Below are 18,057 nucleotides of genomic sequence, written 5' to 3' on the forward strand. Positions count from 1 at the left end.
TGCTGTATCCATGAGCGGGGGATACGACAAGGATTTTTTGCGGGCACGCGTTGAACTGCCCAGTCCGTCGGCAACGACGATTCTTTTGGACTACACGCACTTCTCCGTGCGCTTCCGGGCTCCCCGGAAGCTCGCGGCGATCGTGGGTGTCAACATCAGCGGCGGGGAACTGAGCTCTCTGGCCCGGGAAGGGACTTGGCATTTCGATGACAGGATCCCCAAGGAGCAGCAGGCTGGCCCGGACGTCTACAAAAACAATGCGTTCGATCGCGGCCACCTGGTTCGTCGCCTGGATCCCGTCTGGGGCGATCCGGCAACGGCCAAGAAGGCCAACCAGGACACATTTGCCTTTACCAATGCCGCGCCGCAAGTGGACGACTTCAACCAGGGCAAGGAACTGTGGGTTGGGCTCGAGGACCACGTGCTGGGCCATGCGGACGCGCACGATGCCAAGATAACCGTGTTTACCGGGCCCGTTCTTCTCGACGACGACCTCCCGTACAGGGGCGTGCAGGTTCCGCGGAAATTCTGGAAAATCGCCGTATGGACCAACGACGCCAAGCTGGCCGCCGCCGGGTTTGTGCTGGACCAATCGCCATTGCTGGGCAAGGTTGAACTGAAGAAAGCGATCGATCAACGGCTCCTGGAAGGCGAACCGCCGCCCCTGGGGCCGTTCCGGACCTTCCAGGTTCCCATCGGACAGATCGCTGACCTTACCGGTCTGAGCCTCACCCGGCTGGCCAACGCGGACCGCCTTGTGAGCGGCCAGCGGGAACTCGGCAAGGAACCCAAAGCCATCAAGTTGGAGAGCGCTGAGCAGATCCGGCTATAACGGCACGAACGCCCCCTCTATACGTGTCGCTGCCATGAGCTTCGTGACGCCCAAAGATGACTATTTCTGATAATTCTGCAAATATTTCGACTCTGATTGTCAGAATCATCATCCTGATTGACGTTCCATCCTCACGTCGGTATTTTCAGTTCTGCTGGGGGGCGCCATTGTGGAACGAATCGACAATGAACGGGTCACCAGAAATTCACTACTAGAGAGATGGACTGGTGACATGAGGAAAATTGCCAAATTTCTGGCCGCATCGGCTGTAGTAGTTCCCGTTTCAATTGGCGTGGGTGCGGGCGCGGCAAATGCCTGGGCTGATCAGACCTGCGCCAACGGTAAGGTCTGTTTGTTTCAGAGTTCAGTGTGGAACGGAACGAAGTACTCTAACAACTACGCGGCAACTTACGTCGGTGACGCTGCTAATGATCCGACATCAAATATTGTGGGATACACCACTAATCCAGCCTATAGGTACGTCATGTTCTACGAGCACCTGAACTTCGGCGGAAACTCATTTTACATGAAGGAGGGGCAAGCAATCAGCTATCTGGCCGATATTGCCTACCCCGGTGGCGGCAACTGGGACAACCGCATCTCAAGTCACGACGAAGCCTACTGATGCCGCCTAACAAGCGGTACAGCGGTCGCACTAGGTAGAAAAGTTGAGGAGGCAAAATGGCGCGGTATCCACTGGGTCTGATCGTGTTGGTAGTTGCATTGGCCGGATGCAGCGTCAATTCGCAGCCCGCCGGACTGGATGCCGCCTCCTTGCCTTCCGTGGACCGGGCAGCATTTTCCGGCGTGCATGCAAAACTTGATCCGGCGACGGCGACCATTTCTTTGCCCATGGATGCGTATGAAGCGACGCCCGATGAATCAATGCTCATAACGGCAGCCAACATGTACGTCATTGAAGATTGCATGAAAAACGCCGGTGTCATCATGCCGGAGAAGCACGGCGACCTGACAGTTAAGGCTGACCAATCGTATGGCGTTTGGGTTCCTGAACTTGCGGCAAAGTACGGGTATGACAAGCCGATCATCCGTACCATAGCGGGCATTTACGATTCCAAAACGAGGGAATCAGCAGACGCAAATGTGAAGAAGTACTTTGAATGCGATAACGCCACTATGTCCAGTCAGATACCTCCTTTCCGTAGCAGAATCGCGGGTCAGGACTCATTGCTAACGAACATTAGCAACGACTCGAATGCATTATCTGAGCGGGATCCAGAGTGGGGCAAAGCACGCGATGACTGGATTGCTTGCCTCAAAGAAGCCGGAATTTCAATGCGGCAGGATTCACCCGATGCCTGGGTTCCTTCATACCCTTCGGACAAGCAAGGCGAAATCAGGACAGCTGTACAAGACGCGGGCTGCAAGCAGGAAACCAAGGTAATGCAGCGCATCTCGGATATCCGGGCGCAGTATCAATCTGCCCTGATCGCCGCCAACCAAGCCGCCATGAACAGGCTCGCCGTTGATAAAACCGAGGCTCTGGCAAAAGCCAGGACGATTTTGCGGCAACACGGCAAGGGCGGCGCTTGATGCCGATGCAGCAGGACGCGGTAGTCAAGGTGCCGCGGGTTCCTCGATTCCGGCGGATCATTGGCTTCCTGGTCATAGTCATGGCAGGAATGGCAGGTGCCTTCCTTGCCGGAGGTTACATAAAGTCACCCCAGTCTGCAGCCCTCGACTCCATCAACATTCCAGTCCAGGTGACCGCCACGGTGGAGCGCAGGGCTTTGGCGAGCACACTGGTCGTCCCCGGGAGCATGACTCCGGGAACGTCGGTGGGCATCGCAGCATCAGTACCTTCAGGGACTGAACGCGCCGTCATCACGAGCATGCTGGTTGCCGTTGGTGACACGCTAAAGCCCGGCACGATCGTTGCGACTGTGTCCGGGCGCCCTCTTATTGTTATCTCAACGTCCGTCCCCCTGTATCGCGACCTCAAAGATGGTGACAACGGTCAAGACGTTTCCGCGTTGCAAAAGTGGCTTCAATCCATGGGGTATCTGCCCAGCATGACCGGAGTATTTGATAAGTACACCCAAGAATCCGTGGCGGCTCTGTACCGTGACGTTGATCAGCCAGCACCAAAATCCGACGACAAGAAGACCATGGTCCGGTGGAGGGAGTTTGTTCAAATTCCTGGTGATGAGGGCTCGGTGACGAGCATTGCTGCTTCAGGAGCCGTGCTGACGGACAATCTCTTGGTAGCAACAGTGCAAACTGCCCCGGACGTGGTGGTGGGACGGGCGTCCATTACCCAGGCTGAAGCTCTCAAAGCTGGCCAGGCCGTCGCGCTTGAAGCCAGTGGTTACAACGCTCAGGGCGTCATTCAGAGCATCGGGGTTTTCGACCAAGGCAATGCGGAAAAGGGGACGCTTCCCGGAATGGACATCATCGCCTCTGTTCCCGAGGACCCCAACAAGCCAAAACCCGGTCAGCCTGTCTCTATCAACGTGAAGGAGCCGGTCCAGGAGACCTTGGCAGTTCCCCTGACTGCCATCAAACAGGACGACACCGGGACGTACGTGATGGTGCCGAGTTCGAAAAAGGACACTGGTGAGGGCGCATCGGTGGAGAGAATTGACGTGACAGTGACGGGGCAGCGCGATGGCTGGGCTGCTTTGGCCGAGACATCGGACCTCGAGCCTGGAACCGCCGTCGACGTATCGTGAACATGCCAACGCCCGGCGGGATTCCCCTGCTCCGCTTGGAACGCATCGGGCGCTCCTATGGCGGAGCCGATGTACCCACCGCTGCCCTTCAAGATGTCAATCTTGAGATTGGTGAGGGTGAGTTTGTTGCGATCATCGGCCCCTCAGGCTCCGGCAAGTCAACGCTCCTGAACATTCTTGGGCTGTTGGACCGCGCATCAGAGGGCACGTACTTCATCAACGGTGCCGATGTGTCACTGATGGCGGAGAAACAGCGCGACGTGTTGCGATCGCGGATGTTTGGATTTGTCTTCCAAGCCTCGCATGTGATGTTGGATGAATCGTCAGCACGAAATGCGGCGCTCGGCCTCCGTGTTCAAGGTGTCCGCCACGTGGAGCGGGAGTTGCAGGTGACGGAGGCCCTGCGTCGGGTTGGGTTGCTGCACAGGACGGACGTGCCCGGCAAGAACCTCTCTGGAGGGGAAAGGCAACGTCTTGCCTTGGCGCGGGCCCTCGCGACCAGGCCCAGGATCCTGTTTGCAGACGAGCCGACTGGAAACCTGGACAGTGGCAATACGCAGAGTGTCATCGCGGATCTCAAAGCCTTGAATCAGACGGGCGTGACCGTCGTCGTCATAACGCATGATCCGATCGTCGCCGCCGCGGCAGACCGGCAGATCGTTATCAACGACGGACGGTTGGAAACGCCCGATGCACAGAGTTCGCAAGGCTCGGCCCATCATGAGGCCAGGGGTGGACGCCCGGATTCAGCTGAAATTCTCGCCGCAGCGCCTCTTGGGCGACGGCTCAATCTACTGGCGGACGAGATCTATGATGCCTTGGCGTCCCTTACCTCCAGGACAGGTAAAGCAATCCTGCTCATTCTGGCGTTCATGCTGGGATCCGGTGGACTGGTTGCCTCGGTTGGACTTAGCCAAAGCGCCTCCGCGCAGGTTTCCGAGCGCTTGGCCGAAGCCGCATTGGATGAACTGCAAGCCTCGAGGAGTCCCTCGGGGGTTCAACCCGGAAACCCTGACCTCGCAGGTTTGCGGGATCAGCAGAACAAAATAGCGGCCCTTCATGGAGTCGTTGCGGTTGGTTTGCGCGTTGAGATGGCGACTTCCGAATTCCGACCCACACGCTTTCGGCCAAATACAGGCATCCAAGAGGACGACTTCGCGGGATCCCTCTTGGCCGTGGATTCCACGTTTCTGGAACTTAGCGAGGCCGTAGTTGAACCGGCCTCTGCGCTGTCTCTTCTGGGCGAGTCCTTTGGAAAGCCAGTGGCAATAGTGGGACAGGACACGGCCACGCGTTTGGGGATACCTTCTGCGGGTCCAGGCCAGAAAATTTGGATCGGTGGGCAGCCGGTTCCCGTCGTGGGCATACTCAGCCAGACCGGAAGGAACCCTGTTCTGGCAGACAGCATCATCCTGGGGATCGGGGCCTACCCGTCCACTGCTTCTGATAACCCGGTATTTGTGGTCCGCACCCTCCCTGGGTTTCCAGCGCCACTGGCCGACGTGATTCCTTTAGCCCTCGACGCCGCCCATCCCGAGCACTTCACAGTAAACACCGTGGCCGACCTTCGCTCGCTCCGAAGAGGTGTGAACAATGATTTGGGCGTATTGATCAGTGTCATCTCCTGGGTGTTGCTCGCTCTTGCCTGCCTGAGCGCTGCTACATCCATGTATTTGACCGTGCAAACACGAAGATCGGAGATCGCTCTCCGTAGAGCCCTCGGTACGAGTCGCGCCAGCATTGCCCGGATGTTTATCCTTGAGGGCTTGCTGGTGGGATTGGGTGGGGGCCTGGCGGGGGGAGCGGTGGGGGTGCTCGGCGTCCTGGCCTTTTGCCTGAGCCAGGAGTGGACGCCGGTGCTGGGACCTGAATCAGTGTGGACTGGGATCGCTGCCGGCGCAGCCACCGGTGTTCTTTCTGCGGTGTATCCGGCTATTGCGGCGTCCAGAGCGGATCCGGCGCAGGCAATTCGCGCCTAGCTCGAACGGGCAACTCACGGAGAGTCAAGCTATTTTCCTACGCCCGATAGACTTGGGGCTGCATGTCCGCATGCGCACTTGCTTCTGAGCACCGATTTGAACACTGCACCAACCCCCTGAGATTGGACACGGCCACCTTGCGAGAATTTACCGCCCGCTTTGCCACCGCCGAGGAAATCGATAACTGGGACAAGCACGTCACAGCCAACCCCAATGGCGGCAACATGCTGCAGTCGGACGCCTATGCGGCAGTCAAGGATGGCAACGGCTGGTTGGTCCGCCGCTTGGTTCTGGAGACCTCCGAATACTCCAGCTACAACTTGCTTCTTGAGAAGAAGTTCCCTGTCCTTGGCCGCCTGTGGTACCTGATCAAGGGCCCGGACGCCGCCTCTGTGGATGACATCAACCCCATGCTGACCGCAATCGCTGCGCTGGCCCGTGAACAGAAGATGAACGTCTTCACCATCAAGATTGAGCCCGACGTCGTGGACTCGCCTGAGGTGGCGGCTCAACTGAAAGCCGGGGGCTTGGTTAAAGCGCCAAATATCCAGTCCAACGACTCAACAGCGCTGCTGGATATTTCGGCCCCCGCCAACGAAGTGTTGCGGAGCATTTCATCGCGGGCACGCAACGCCGTCCGCAGGGCAGAACGTGAAGGATGCGAAGTTCTCCCAGCTGAGCCTGGCGAGGAGACCTACCGCAAACTCTACGCACTGATGCAAGACACCGTGAACGCCAAGGGTGCTATGCCGTTGCGGAGTTATGAGTACTACTCCCGTTTCTGGCACGAATTCTGCAGCCGCGGGCAGGGGCACTTCTTCTTTGTCTATGAGGACGGTGCACCCAGCGTCGGTGCTTTCGTTATCAACTATGGCTCCAAGGCAACCTACAAGGATGGCGGCTCCACGCAGAACCGCAAGCAATACGGTGATTCGCATTTGGTCCAGTGGGCAGCTATCCAGCGGATGCAGGATCTGGGCTGCGTTGAGTACGATTTCTGCGGCACGCCACCTGCCGCCCGGATCAAGGACAAGACCCACCCACTATTTGGCATGGGCTTGTTCAAGACGAGTTTCACCAAGACCGTTACGGACTTCGTAGGCTGCTACGACCTCGTCCTCGGACGAATCCGGCATAAGCTCTGGCTCAAGGGTGCCGAACGCGTCTTCCGCCGGCTGGAAACCATGCGCACCGGCGGACAGTTCTACTAAGAACCGGCACCAACCCAACACACTTCAGGCCCGCCCCGGCCACCAACGGGTGCAAATCTATCTAGGTGAGGTAATTTCTTTGACTCCGATTGAGGCTGGAACCGGCATGGAATTCGTGATTCTCAATGACGCTGATTTCGAGACATTCGCAAAGGGACACCCGCAAGGCAGCTTCATCCAGTCCGTAGACCTGGCGCGGTTCCAGCGTGCCCGCGGCCAGGAGGTGGAGCTCTTTGGCGTAACCCGCGGCGGCAGCCTGATTGCCGCCGGAAAGCTCGTCTACACAGCCAACCGTTTTGGCTACAAGGTCTGCGACTGCGCAAAGGGACCACTGCTGGACTACAACGACGCCGAAACGGTGCGGTTCGTCATCGAGCAGTTGAAAAAGCATGCGGCCTCCAAGAAGGCTGCTGAGCTGCGGATCTCGCCAAACGTCAAGTACATCGCCCGCGACGAGGACGGGGCGGAGCACCCGGAGGTTGAGGACAACCGTCCACTGCTGAAGGAACTGGCAGGGTTGGGCTTCAAGCACCAGGGCTTTGACATGAATTTCGCGAACATCAATTGGATGTTCGTCAAGAAGCTGGACGGGATCGCCGATTCCGAAGAGCTCATCATGGGCATGAACTACCGCACGCGCAAAGCCATTCGGAAGGCCGAAAAGAACGGCGTTTACCTGGAGCAGGCCACGCTGGAAACGCTGGACGACTTCTACAACGCGCTGAGCACGGCCGGCGACGAAAAGGGCTTCACCTACCGCGAGCGTGAATACTACGAAGGACTGCTCCGCAATACCTCGGATGAGTTCACCAAGCTCATGATGGCCAAGATCAACATCCCCGAATACCGGGCGTCCATCACCGAGCGCCTGGATGCCGAAGCCAAGACTCTCGCGGACCTCAAGCGAGAGGTCGAGGAAACCGGGAGCAAGAAGAAGGCCAACCGCGTCAAGGTTGTCCAGGATCTCGTGGACAGCTACGAGCGGAGCCTGAAGGACATCGAACGCTTCCCCGACTCGGTCGGCGTGGCTACGGTTGCGGCAATCCACTTCGCTTGCTCCGGCGATGAAATCGTGTGCGTGATCGGCGGCACTGTGCAGGACTACATCTACTTCAACGGGGCAACGTCGCTCTACTGGGGCATGATGCTGCACGCGCTGAACAACGGCTACTCGCGATACAACTTCTATGGCACGTTCGGCATTCAGGGCCAGGATGAAACCGGTCACGGCGGCTACGAATTCAAGAAGGGCTTCGGCGGCGAAGTGGTCCAACTGGTGGGCGACTTCGTTGCACCGGTGAATCTGCCGGTCTTCACTGCGTACCAGGCGGTCAGGAAGCTTGCAGCTGCCGCCAAGACGGTACTGGCAAAATTGCCGGAGCCCGGAAACCTGCTGAGGAAATTTCGGGGGAAGAACTAATCAACGAAGCCAAGGGAGGAACGCTGCGTGACTGAACGCCCTGAGGGCTCCGGCGGCAGGCCTCACACTGACGGCTTGCCCAAGACCCAGCCGATGCGGCCATCGCAAATCCGGCAGAACGCCAATGCCAAACGCATGCTGATGCGCTTGGTGCAAGGCGATAGTCCGCCCACAGCCCCCATGAACATCGTGGACCGGCTCGCGGGAAGTCCGTACGCCAACCCAACTATCCAGGTTGTCGGCGTCGACGCTTCAGCGCGCAAGACCATCGACTTCGCCCTGCATCTGGCCGAAGTCATGTTCCGCTACGGCGCAGGCGCCCTTGAAGTTGAGACCAGCATGATTGCCGTGACTGCCGCTCTTGGCTTGAAGAACGTCGAAGTGGACATCACCAACCAGTCGGTGGCCATCAACTATGCACCGAAGGACCAGACCCCCATCACGTTGTTGCGTGTGGTGCGCTCGTGGACCAACAACTACGCCGGCCTCGCCCAAGTGCATCAACTGGTCACGGACATTGTGGCCGGAGGCGTTGCCCGCGACGAAGCAGTCCGTCGACTCAACGACATCGTCCGGAGCGCCAAGCCCTTCCCTCGCTGGATGGTGACCGTTGCCTTCGCTGTGTTCGCCGCGGTGTTCGTGGGCGTACTGGGCGGCGGTCCGGGCGCTTCAGCCCTGGCATTTGGCTCCAACTTGCTCATCAGCCTGGTTGCGCGTCAACTGAGCCGGTGGCGCACCCCGGACTTCTTCATCACCCTGTCGTGCTCGTTCCTGGTTACATTTATCGCCCTCATGCTGCGTTGGGCGGGCGCGGACATCGCTCCGTCCATTGTGGTTGCGGGCGGGATCCTGTTGTTGCTTCCCACAGGCAGGCTTGTGTCTTCCGTTCAGGACGCCATCAACGGCTTCCCCGTCACGGCCGCCGGACGATTCCTCTCCACGTTGCTCACCTTCGGCGCGATCGTCGCCGGTATCGCCGTAGCGGTTGTGGTCGGGACCCTCATGGGCAGCGAAGTCCTGGACGTCACCAAAACATTCCCGGACGCGTATCCTTTGTGGGGCCAAGCCATCCTGATCGCGATCGCCGTAGTAGCTATCGGGGTCACCGAACAGACGCAGATGCGTTTGTTACTCCCGACGGCGGCAGTCGGCCTGGTTGGCTTCTTCGTCTTGTGGGGGGCTACCACAGCCGGGTTTGGCGACCGCTTGTCGCCGGCAGTTTCGGCTGTGGCTATCGGCCTGCTGGCTCGGGTAGTGGCGCTGAAACTTGGTGCTCCCCAACTTGTGGTGGCTGTTCCGGCCGCGCTCATTCTGCTGCCCGGTCTAACCATATTCCGTTCGATGTATGTATTGACCATCGAGGAAGCGGACATTCTGCAGGGCGCCGGGGGCATGTTGAACGCAGGCGCGATCGTCCTGGGAGTGGCAGCAGGCATCGTGCTCGGCGACAACCTGGCAAGGCCGCTTACGAAGGGACTATCCAGCAACGAGCGCCGCAGGGTACGGCGCCGCTAGATCTGCCCTACGGGGAGCTTCTTCTCTGCCTGGAACACTTCCTCTACCCGGCCCTGGGCCCAGTAGCCGGAGAGTGAAACCTGCGAACGCTCCAGGCCGCGCTGGGTGAAGAAGATCTGCCGCAGGCCCTTCATGTAGCCCCTCTCGCCATGCGCAAAGACATCTACGCGGCCGGGCAGCCACTGCACGTCGCGAAGCGCGTCCAGCAACACCTCGCTTGATCCGGCCGGCACTCCGTTGCGCTGGAGCCAACGGAGTTCCAGACCGGCAGGAGCGGCGATAGGCAGGATGTCCTCGGCGCTGTCCACCTCAAGCAACGCATATCCGCGGGCTTCCGGGGCGAGGGCCTCTATGCAGGCTGCAATGGCTGGAATCGCGGCGTCATCGCCGGCGAAGAGGTGCCAATCGGCGTCGGGCGCGGGGTTGTAGCCGCCGCCGGGCCCGGTAAAAATCAGGGAGTCTCCGGGTTCTGCTGCCGCCGCCCAAGGCCCTGCCAGGCCCTCGTCGCCATGGACTACGAAGTCAATCGCCAGTTCCCGTTCTTCAAGGTTCACCCATCGGATGGTGTACGTCCGGGTGTGAGGCCATTGCTCACGTGGCATTGACTCGCGGATTCCCCACAGGTCCAGCGGAAGCCGGTAATCAACGCCGGGCTGCGGAAAAACTATCTTGACGTATCGGTCCACGTATTCGTTGTTGGCGTAGTCGCTGAACCCTGGGCCGCCGGCGACGATCCGCACCATGTGGGGTGAGAGCCATTCTTTGCGCAGGACGGTCAGGTTAACCTGCGGGCGCGTGTTCCGGGTGGCGGACGAGGTAACGGGGAGAGCAGCCATGTAGGCAAGCCTAAGCTAATTCATTGGGTGCCACCTGGGTATGAGTCAAAGGTTACAAGATGGGTAGTTCCCAATTGACGGGCTCTGCGCCCTGTTCCATCAACAGTTGGTTGGTGCGGCTGAAGGGCTTGGAACCAAAGAAACCACGGGATGCTGAGAGGGGACTCGGGTGCACTGACGTGATTGCCGGTGTACCATCCAGCAGCGGCATGACCGCTTCGGCGTCCTTCCCCCACAGAATCGCTACCAGCGGACTACGGCGTCCCGCGACGTCGGTGCGATGGGCTACCGCCCTGACGGCCGCCGTCGTGATTGCCTCCCAGCCTTTGCCGCGGTGTGAGCCGGCGTTTCCCGCTGCGACGCTAAGGACGCGGTTCAGCAGCAAGACGCCTTGGTCCGTCCAGGCTGTGAGGTCGCCATGGATGCGCGGCGGGAGCCCAAGGTCGTCGTGGAGTTCACGATAGATATTTGCCAGGCTCCGGGGGATCGGCCGCGTATGCCGCGAGACGGCAAAGGAAAGCCCGACGGCGTGTCCCGGGGTTGGGTACGGGTCCTGGCCAAGGATGAGTACTTTGACGTCGGCCAGTGGTCGGCAGAAAGCCCGGAGCAGGTTGGTAGCCGGGGGTAGGACCTGGATCCCTTGGGCAACCTGACCCGCAACAAAGGCCAAAGCTTCACGGAGTTGGCCTTCCACGGGTCGCAAGGCGTCCGCCCAATCCGCGGCCATCAGCTCTTCCAGGGGTCGGTCAACAAGCTCGTCGAAGCCCGGATCGGCAACGCCGGCAGGTTCCAGGTCAAACAGTGCATCCTCGCCAGTCACCCTGTCATTGTCCCCTCCATGGCATCGGCGGTGCGAATGACAGCGTTGTTATTCGCCCGTAACATGGGTGTAGGACATTTTCCCCCAACCAGCGTCAAGGAGTGTGCCGTGGCAGAACCAGCACCGGAACCAATGGCGCCGCAGTCTACCGGTTTGGCACTTGAAGACCTGGCGGCAGAGACCCGCAGCGACTCACCTTTAAGTGACCGTGATCAGCAAATGTTGGCCTTGGAGCGGCAATGGTGGAAGTACGCCGGCGCCAAGGAACAGGCGATCCGTGAGCTCTTCAATCTCTCCGCCACCCACTACTACCAGATCCTGAACGCACTTATCGATACCGAAGATGCGTTGGCCCACGATCCCATGCTTGTGAAGAGATTGCGTAGACTACGTACGTCGCGCCAACGTGCGCGGACAGCGCGCCGCCTGGGGTCCGACGCGTAAATCGCCCGGCTGATAGTCAGCAGCAACCAGCAAGGACAAGGCTTCACCATGACCAAATTTGCCAAGGATGAATTCGACCGGGTCCCACAGAACAGCTCCCGGCAGGGTGTTCACCGTGACGCCCAAGAGACAGCCCGCCCCAATTTGTGGCCGGTCTTGACCGTCGGAGCCGTCGCACTGGTGCTGGGACTCGTCGCTTTCCTTATACTTCCGCGGCTTGGCCTGGTTGCCCCCGGTGCGTCCGCAAGCGTTTCGACGCCGGCGCCCCAGCAGAGTGAAACTTCCCCTTCGGCTGCACCTACCGAATCAAGCAACGCGCCCATCGCTTCCGGTGAGCCGAGCCCGGGCACCACACCTTCCGGCGAAGCCTCGGCAACTCCTTCTGCTGCACCGGTGGACAAAACCGTTGCAGTTGCCGTCTACAACGGCACGGCGACGGCCGGGCTTGCGAGCCGCGTCGCAGGGCTGGTCCAAGGCGATGGCTGGACGCTGGGAACTGTGGGGAACTGGGGAGGCCTGCCGCAACAGTCTTCCGTGGTCTTCTACAACGTTCCCGGCCAGAAGGCGAACGCAGAAGCGCTGGGCAAGCTCCTGGGTATTTCCGCCGTTGTTGAATCTCCTGAAATCCAGCAGCCGCTGGTTGTTGTTGTGGGACCTGGCTACCAGTAGTTCCGCCGATCTTCGAGCATTTTCCCGGGGTTCCAGCCTCGAAAGTGGCAACTCGGTTAAGCCTCAATAACAAAAGTCATGGTGGACCCCTCCGCAGCAGCGCGCGGCGAGTGACTGTGGTTACAGTGGATTGATTCCGGTCCGGAGATCCCGGCAACCGGTCTTGGCTACTGTGAAAGTGTGGGCATCATGGCTTTGGGAACCGTCAAATGGTTCAATGCCGAAAAAGGGTATGGATTCATCACTGTGGATGACTCCGGCGACGACGTCTTCGTGCACTGGTCCGCGATTCAGATGGAAGGCTTCCGCGCTCTTGAGGAAGGCCAGCGGGTGGAGTTCGAATTAGGCGAAGGTCAGAAGGGTCCGCAGGCCGAAAGTGTCCGCGTTGCATAGTCCCCTCGGCCGTCGCGTCAGCTAACGGCTGAAACCCCTTTGTTTATAGCGCAAAGTGGCGCTTCTGCTTGCACTCTCCCCGGTCGAGTGCTAATTATTGATTTAGCACTCCTACGCTTCGACTGCTAACTGCGGCCCGGTTTACGCCGGCAGTAGATGGCTCCCGGAACGTCAGGAGGATCAAGAAACACCTTGGTGGGGTGAGGTCCGGAGCGCGGGGCATACAGAGGCCGCAAGCAAAGGACCGTCCGTCGCGGGCACCCTATCTGACAGGTTCCTTCTTAACGACTGTCCCGAAAGGACTACCGCCGTTATGGCCAAGATCATTGCATTTGATGAAGAGGCACGCCGCGGCCTCGAGCGGGGCCTGAACATCCTCGCCGACGCCGTCAAGGTCACCCTCGGCCCGCGTGGACGCAACGTCGTCCTCGAAAAGAAGTGGGGCGCCCCCACGATCACCAACGATGGTGTTTCCATCGCCAAGGAGATCGAGCTGGACGATCCTTACGAGAAGATCGGTGCTGAGCTGGTCAAGGAAGTTGCCAAGAAGACGGATGACGTCGCTGGCGACGGTACCACCACCGCTACGGTTCTCGCCCAGGCACTGGTCAAGGAAGGCCTGCGCAACGTTGCCGCCGGCGCCGACCCCCTGTCCCTGAAGCGCGGCATCGAGAAGGCCGTCGAGGCCGTCATCACCGAGCTGCTCGCCTCCGCCAAGGAGATCGAGACCAAGGAAGAGATCGCAGCTACGGCTTCCATCTCCGCCGGCGACCCGGAAATCGGCAGCCTCATTGCCGAGGCCCTGGACAAGGTGGGCAAGGAAGGCGTCATCACGGTCGAAGAGTCCAACACCTTCGGCCTGGAGCTCGAACTCACCGAAGGCATGCGCTTCGACAAGGGTTACATCTCCGCTTACTTCGTCACCGACGCTGAGCGCCAGGAAACGGTCCTCGAAGACCCGTACATCCTGATCGTGAACTCCAAGATCTCCAACGTGAAGGAACTTGTCACGGTCCTGGAGAAGGTCATGCAGTCCAACAAGCCGCTGCTGATCATCGCTGAAGACATCGAGGGCGAGGCCCTGGCCACCCTGATCGTCAACAAGATTCGTGGCACCTTCAAGTCTGTTGCCGTCAAGGCTCCGGGCTTCGGTGACCGCCGCAAGGCACAGCTCGCCGACATCGCCATCCTCACCGGTGGCCAGGTCATCTCGGAAGAGGTTGGCCTCAAGCTGGAGAACGCTGGACTCGATCTCCTCGGTACCGCCCGCAAGGTTGTCGTTACCAAGGACGAGACCACCATCGTTGAAGGTGCCGGCGACGCCGACCAGATCGCAGGCCGTGTTGCCCAGATCCGCGCCGAGATCGAGAACTCCGATTCCGACTACGACCGCGAGAAGCTGCAGGAACGCCTGGCCAAGCTGGCCGGCGGCGTTGCAGTCATCAAGGCCGGTGCCGCAACCGAGGTTGAGCTCAAGGAACGCAAGCACCGCATTGAGGACGCTGTCCGCAACGCCAAGGCTGCTGTTGAAGAAGGCATCGTTGCCGGTGGTGGCGTTGCCCTCATCCAGGCTGGCGCCAAGGCATTCGCCAACCTCACCCTCCAGGGTGACGAAGCAACCGGTGCCAACATCGTCAAGGTTGCCATCGATGCTCCGCTGAAGCAGATCGCCTTCAACGCCGGCCTCGAGCCGGGCGTTGTTGCAGACAAGGTTCGCGGCCTGCCTTCCGGCCACGGCCTGAACGCTGCCACGGGTGTCTACGAAGACCTGCTGGCTGCTGGCGTCAACGACCCCGTAAAGGTCACCCGCTCGGCTCTCCAGAACGCTGCTTCCATCGCTGGTCTGTTCCTGACCACCGAGGCTGTAGTTGCCGACAAGCCTGAGAAGAACGCTCCGGCTGCCGGTGGCGACGACATGGGCGGCATGGGCGGCTTCTAAGCCTCCTAAGCTGTAGCGTCACGCTTTAGAGCAAACGACGGCGGTCCTCACCATTTGGTGGGGGCCGCCGTCGTTTGCGTCGGCGCCCAAGCAGGTAGCAGCAGATGCCCTTTTCAGCGTTCAAAACGGCATCTGCTGCTACTGAGTTGGGCGCTAGCACGCTTTCAGTGTCTGTGCGGTCTGGCAGGATTGAAGGCATGACGATTATTGCTGCCGCCGATGGCTCTGCCCTCGGCAATCCCGGGCCGGCCGGTTGGGCCTGGTACGTTGACGATTCCTGTTGGCGCGCCGGAGGTTGGCCACACGGCACCAACAACATGGGCGAGCTCATGGCTGTCCTGGACCTGTTCCGTTCCACGGCCCACATACCGCAGGAAGAACTGCTGATCCTTTGCGACAGCCAGTACGTCATCAACTGCATCACCAAGTGGATGCCCGGGTGGAAGCGGAAGGGCTGGCGGAAGGCTGACGGAAAGCCCGTGCTGAACGTTGACCTCCTCAAGGACATCGACCAAGCAATCGTCGGGCGCAAATACACGTTTGAATGGGTCAAGGGTCACGCCGGACATGACCTCAACGAGGCAGCAGACGAGCGCGCACGCGCCGTAGCCACCGCCTTCCAGCAGGGCACGGCAGCTCCTATCGGACCGGGGTTTACGGGCTCACACCAAGTCTTGGCCGAACCTGTTCCTGCCGCAGCGGCCGCCGGCACCGGGGCCGTTCCTACAGCCGGATCCGTACGCACAGTAGGGGCCGTTCCCACGACCACTCCAGTTCCGCCGGCCAGAGCCGGGCGCGGATTCCAATCCCACTCGGAACCCACCCTGTTTGGGGAGTCGGGTATCTTCGGCCAGCCGGATCTTTTCAGTGAACTGGACGAGGATGCGTCCGCGCGGGAATTGCCCGCGGAGGAAGTCGTGGTTGCCCTGGAGCGCGAACTCCTGCGCCCCGATGTGAGGACTGACATCGGCAGGATTGGAGTATTGCTTCATCCCGACTTTGCCGAGATTGGCAGCTCCGGTCGCTTCTGGACCCGGGACGCCATGATGGTCGCCCTCGAGGAGGACCCCGGCGAACCGATTGAACTGGAAGTTCTTAGCGCCGATCGCTTGAGTGAGAACACGATCCTGCTGAACTACCGCAGTTTCGCGCACTCAGGTTCGGCCCTCCGCAGTTCCGTTTGGCTCCTGGACCGAGGCCAGTGGCGGCTCCGATTCCACCAGGGAACCCCCGAAAACTGACCCAACCGGAAGCAAACAGGAAGCACGGCAGAGGAAGTACAGCTCAGGAAGCAACGGGCTTTAATGACCTGCGGGGCGGCTGCACAGGGGGAAGACAGCCGGCCCCGCAGGAGCTTATAGCTAGCTGGACCGTGAATGTAGCTTGATCGTGGAGCCCTTAGTAGGCGAACCGCTGCGTGTTGCCCTGCTCCACTTCGAGGTAGCTTGCGGCTGCCGACGCCAAAGCCATGTTGATGGAAGCCAGTGAAGCCTCGACTTTGTTTTGCGTCAGGGACCATTCAAGGACAAGCGATTGGAAGTTGGTTGCCGCGGAGCCTTTCCACGTGGCTTGGAGCTCGTCCAGTCCTAGTTTCATGGCTTGCACGTCCGTGCTGATGCGGTCAACGGTTGCTTTAACGTTGGACGACTTGAGCTGAAGGAGCTCTGTGTCGACGGAAATGACGCTCATGGGTGATGCCTTTCGACGATGATGTTCCGCTGCTCGCGGCGGTGTGCGTGGCCACAACATCGAGCCTAGGCAGCCGCTTGGGGGCGGGGAACAATCATTCGTCGCTATGTGGATAACCGCTCCGTTGATGAGCCGTCATACAGGTAATGCCAATGCGGGGGACACCCGCGTTACTGCGATATCAGCTCCGCGGGCTCCTCGCGGAACGGGAGGCTGACCACCAAAGTTGCGCCGCCGCCGCCGGTCTCTTTCACCCGGACGCTGCCCCCATGCGAGCCAACGATGGCGGCCACAATGGCCAGTCCAAGGCCACTGCCGCCGGTCTCGCGGGTGCGGGAGGTATCGGCACGGTAGAAGCGTTCAAAGATCTTGTTCGTCTCAGCCTCCGGAATGCCGGCCCCGTGATCCCGTATTTCGATGACCGAAAGCGTGCCCTCAGGACTGCTCCGTACACCAACGGCGAGTTCTATGGGGGTACCCTCTGGCGTGTAGCGCAGGGCGTTGCCCACCAGGTTGCCGATTACCTGCCGGAGCTTGGCCTCATCGCCGTGGACCGGGGCCGGGGTGGGGGACGATCCGTCGAGACCGATGAGCGTGATGTTCCGGTTGCCGGATGAGGCCTTGGTATCCACCACGGCGTCGTGCGCCAACAACTGAAGGTCCACAGGCTTGAGCTGCAACGGCCGCTGCTCGTCCAGCCGGGCCAGGAGGAGCAGGTCTTCCACCATGGAACCCATCCTCTTGGCTTCGCTTTCGATTCTGCCCATGGCGGTGGCGACGTCTTCGGGAGTCGCCAGCGCGCCGTGGCGGTAAAGCTCAGAGAAACCGCGAATGGTGACCAAGGGTGTCCGGAGCTCATGGGAAGCATCCGCAGCGAAGCGGCGCATCCGGGCTTCAGAAGCGGCGCGCGCCGCAAAGGAGGCCTCAATGTGGGCCAACATTGCGTTCAGCGAAGCGCCGAGGCGGCCCACCTCTGTATGGGGGTTGTCGATTTCCACGCGTCGTGAGAGGTCGCCTGCGGCGATGGCTGCGGCTGTCTTCTCCACCCGGGCCAGGGGCCTGAAGGATCGTGCCACAGTCCATGTAGCGATGAAGAACGCCAGAACCAGGGTCAGCAGGCCAACACCAACCACCACCAGTACGGCGTGTTCCATGACTTTGTCCACGGGCGTCAACGGCAGGCCGATAATGACCACGCCGTTCTGCCCGTTGGCCACGACGCCCACGGCGACGACACGCCAGTTGCTGCCGGCGGTGCCACTCACTTGGAACGGGGCATTGCCGCGCGCTTTGGCCTCGGCAGGAGTGATGTTCGCGATCGCCGGACGGTCGCTTTGCATGCCGCCAAAGGGATACGGCGAAAGCCCCGGAACATACAGGGTCAGCGAGTAGTCCGTGGGGACGGCAGGGTTCGGCTCGGACAGCTTGTCGAATGACTGCTGGTCCTGGGCCAGTGCGACGGCGGCCTTGAGTTTGTCATCAACCTGGCCTTGCAGGTAGCTCTTGACGAGCGTCAGCGTGCCGGCGCCCGTCGCGGCCAGCGCGAGGAGGAGCAGTCCCATGATGATGGCGACGAGCTGCGACCTCAGGGACGCCGCTTTCCAGCGTTGCAGCAAG

General features: G+C 60.4%; 17 protein-coding genes. 13 read left to right on the plus strand and 4 right to left on the minus strand.

Going from position 1 to position 18,057, the window contains the following annotated elements:
• The first annotated feature begins 10 nt into the window (after window positions 1-10).
• From AC6I99_RS05000 to AC6I99_RS05035, 8 genes are all read left to right on the plus strand, one after another.
• Complete coding sequence (locus AC6I99_RS05000) at window positions 11-832, plus strand: DNA/RNA non-specific endonuclease (RefSeq protein ID WP_497946219.1); 822 nt, start codon at window positions 11-13, stop codon at window positions 830-832.
• Between the two features lie 232 nt (window positions 833-1,064).
• Window positions 1,065-1,457 (plus strand): hypothetical protein, encoded by a 393-nt coding sequence (locus AC6I99_RS05005; RefSeq protein ID WP_497946217.1) that lies wholly within the window; start codon window positions 1,065-1,067, stop codon window positions 1,455-1,457.
• A gap of 56 nt (window positions 1,458-1,513) precedes the next feature.
• Window positions 1,514-2,386: a hypothetical protein gene (locus AC6I99_RS05010; RefSeq protein WP_497946215.1), complete on the plus strand. Its 873-nt coding sequence runs from the start codon at window positions 1,514-1,516 to the stop codon at window positions 2,384-2,386.
• Window positions 2,386-3,525 (plus strand): peptidoglycan-binding protein, encoded by a 1,140-nt coding sequence (locus AC6I99_RS05015; RefSeq protein WP_497946213.1) that lies wholly within the window; start codon window positions 2,386-2,388, stop codon window positions 3,523-3,525. The genes AC6I99_RS05010 and AC6I99_RS05015 overlap by 1 nt, the downstream gene beginning before the upstream one ends.
• A gap of 2 nt (window positions 3,526-3,527) precedes the next feature.
• On the plus strand, window positions 3,528-5,504 hold the full coding sequence (locus AC6I99_RS05020) for an ABC transporter ATP-binding protein/permease (RefSeq protein WP_497960563.1): 1,977 nt from the start codon (window positions 3,528-3,530) through the stop codon (window positions 5,502-5,504).
• Window positions 5,505-5,626: 122 nt separating this feature from the next.
• Window positions 5,627-6,715, plus strand: a complete 1,089-nt coding sequence (locus tag AC6I99_RS05025) for a lipid II:glycine glycyltransferase FemX (RefSeq protein WP_497947221.1) — start codon at window positions 5,627-5,629, stop codon at window positions 6,713-6,715.
• A 106-nt stretch (window positions 6,716-6,821) separates the two neighbouring features.
• Complete coding sequence (locus AC6I99_RS05030) at window positions 6,822-8,135, plus strand: peptidoglycan bridge formation glycyltransferase FemA/FemB family protein (RefSeq protein WP_497960565.1); 1,314 nt, start codon at window positions 6,822-6,824, stop codon at window positions 8,133-8,135.
• A gap of 27 nt (window positions 8,136-8,162) precedes the next feature.
• Window positions 8,163-9,650, plus strand: coding sequence for a threonine/serine exporter family protein (locus tag AC6I99_RS05035; protein ID WP_309926878.1), 1,488 nt, complete (start codon window positions 8,163-8,165; stop codon window positions 9,648-9,650).
• Here AC6I99_RS05035 and AC6I99_RS05040 read toward each other — a convergent pair.
• A complete protein-coding gene (locus tag AC6I99_RS05040; RefSeq protein WP_497946211.1) occupies window positions 9,647-10,486 on the minus strand; it encodes a siderophore-interacting protein in 840 nt (279 codons plus the stop codon). The two genes, AC6I99_RS05035 and AC6I99_RS05040, sit on opposite strands and share 4 nt — an antisense overlap.
• Before the next feature lie 52 nt (window positions 10,487-10,538).
• The gene (locus tag AC6I99_RS05045) at window positions 10,539-11,306 is read right to left on the minus strand and encodes a uracil-DNA glycosylase (RefSeq protein WP_497946208.1); all 768 of its coding nucleotides are present in this window, start codon (window positions 11,304-11,306) and stop codon (window positions 10,539-10,541) included.
• 108 nt (window positions 11,307-11,414) lie between these two features.
• Here AC6I99_RS05045 and AC6I99_RS05050 point away from each other — a divergent pair, with 108 nt between their 5' ends.
• The 5 genes from AC6I99_RS05050 to AC6I99_RS05070 all read left to right on the plus strand — a co-directional run bounded on the left by AC6I99_RS05050 (window position 11,415) and on the right by AC6I99_RS05070 (window position 15,992).
• Window positions 11,415-11,750 carry a DUF3263 domain-containing protein gene (locus AC6I99_RS05050; protein WP_396133470.1) on the plus strand — a complete coding sequence of 112 codons (336 nt, stop codon included), beginning with the start codon at window positions 11,415-11,417 and terminating at the stop codon, window positions 11,748-11,750.
• Between the two features lie 48 nt (window positions 11,751-11,798).
• A complete protein-coding gene (locus AC6I99_RS05055) occupies window positions 11,799-12,419 on the plus strand; it encodes a LytR C-terminal domain-containing protein (RefSeq protein ID WP_224093649.1) in 621 nt (206 codons plus the stop codon).
• A gap of 189 nt (window positions 12,420-12,608) precedes the next feature.
• Complete coding sequence (locus AC6I99_RS05060) at window positions 12,609-12,812, plus strand: cold-shock protein (protein ID WP_216926027.1); 204 nt, start codon at window positions 12,609-12,611, stop codon at window positions 12,810-12,812.
• A gap of 313 nt (window positions 12,813-13,125) precedes the next feature.
• On the plus strand, window positions 13,126-14,751 hold the full coding sequence (gene groL / locus AC6I99_RS05065) for a chaperonin GroEL (RefSeq protein WP_224093650.1): 1,626 nt from the start codon (window positions 13,126-13,128) through the stop codon (window positions 14,749-14,751).
• A gap of 197 nt (window positions 14,752-14,948) precedes the next feature.
• On the plus strand, window positions 14,949-15,992 hold the full coding sequence (locus AC6I99_RS05070; protein WP_497946197.1) for an RNase H family protein: 1,044 nt from the start codon (window positions 14,949-14,951) through the stop codon (window positions 15,990-15,992).
• A gap of 157 nt (window positions 15,993-16,149) precedes the next feature.
• Here AC6I99_RS05070 and AC6I99_RS05075 read toward each other — a convergent pair whose 3' ends face one another.
• Complete coding sequence (locus tag AC6I99_RS05075) at window positions 16,150-16,440, minus strand: WXG100 family type VII secretion target (protein ID WP_224093660.1); 291 nt, start codon at window positions 16,438-16,440, stop codon at window positions 16,150-16,152.
• Window positions 16,441-16,610: 170 nt separating this feature from the next.
• Complete coding sequence (locus tag AC6I99_RS05080) at window positions 16,611-18,056, minus strand: sensor histidine kinase (RefSeq protein ID WP_497960566.1); 1,446 nt, start codon at window positions 18,054-18,056, stop codon at window positions 16,611-16,613.
• Window position 18,057: the final 1 nt, after the last annotated feature.

It is taken from the genome of Arthrobacter sp. TmtSoilC77 (assembly GCF_059739415.1).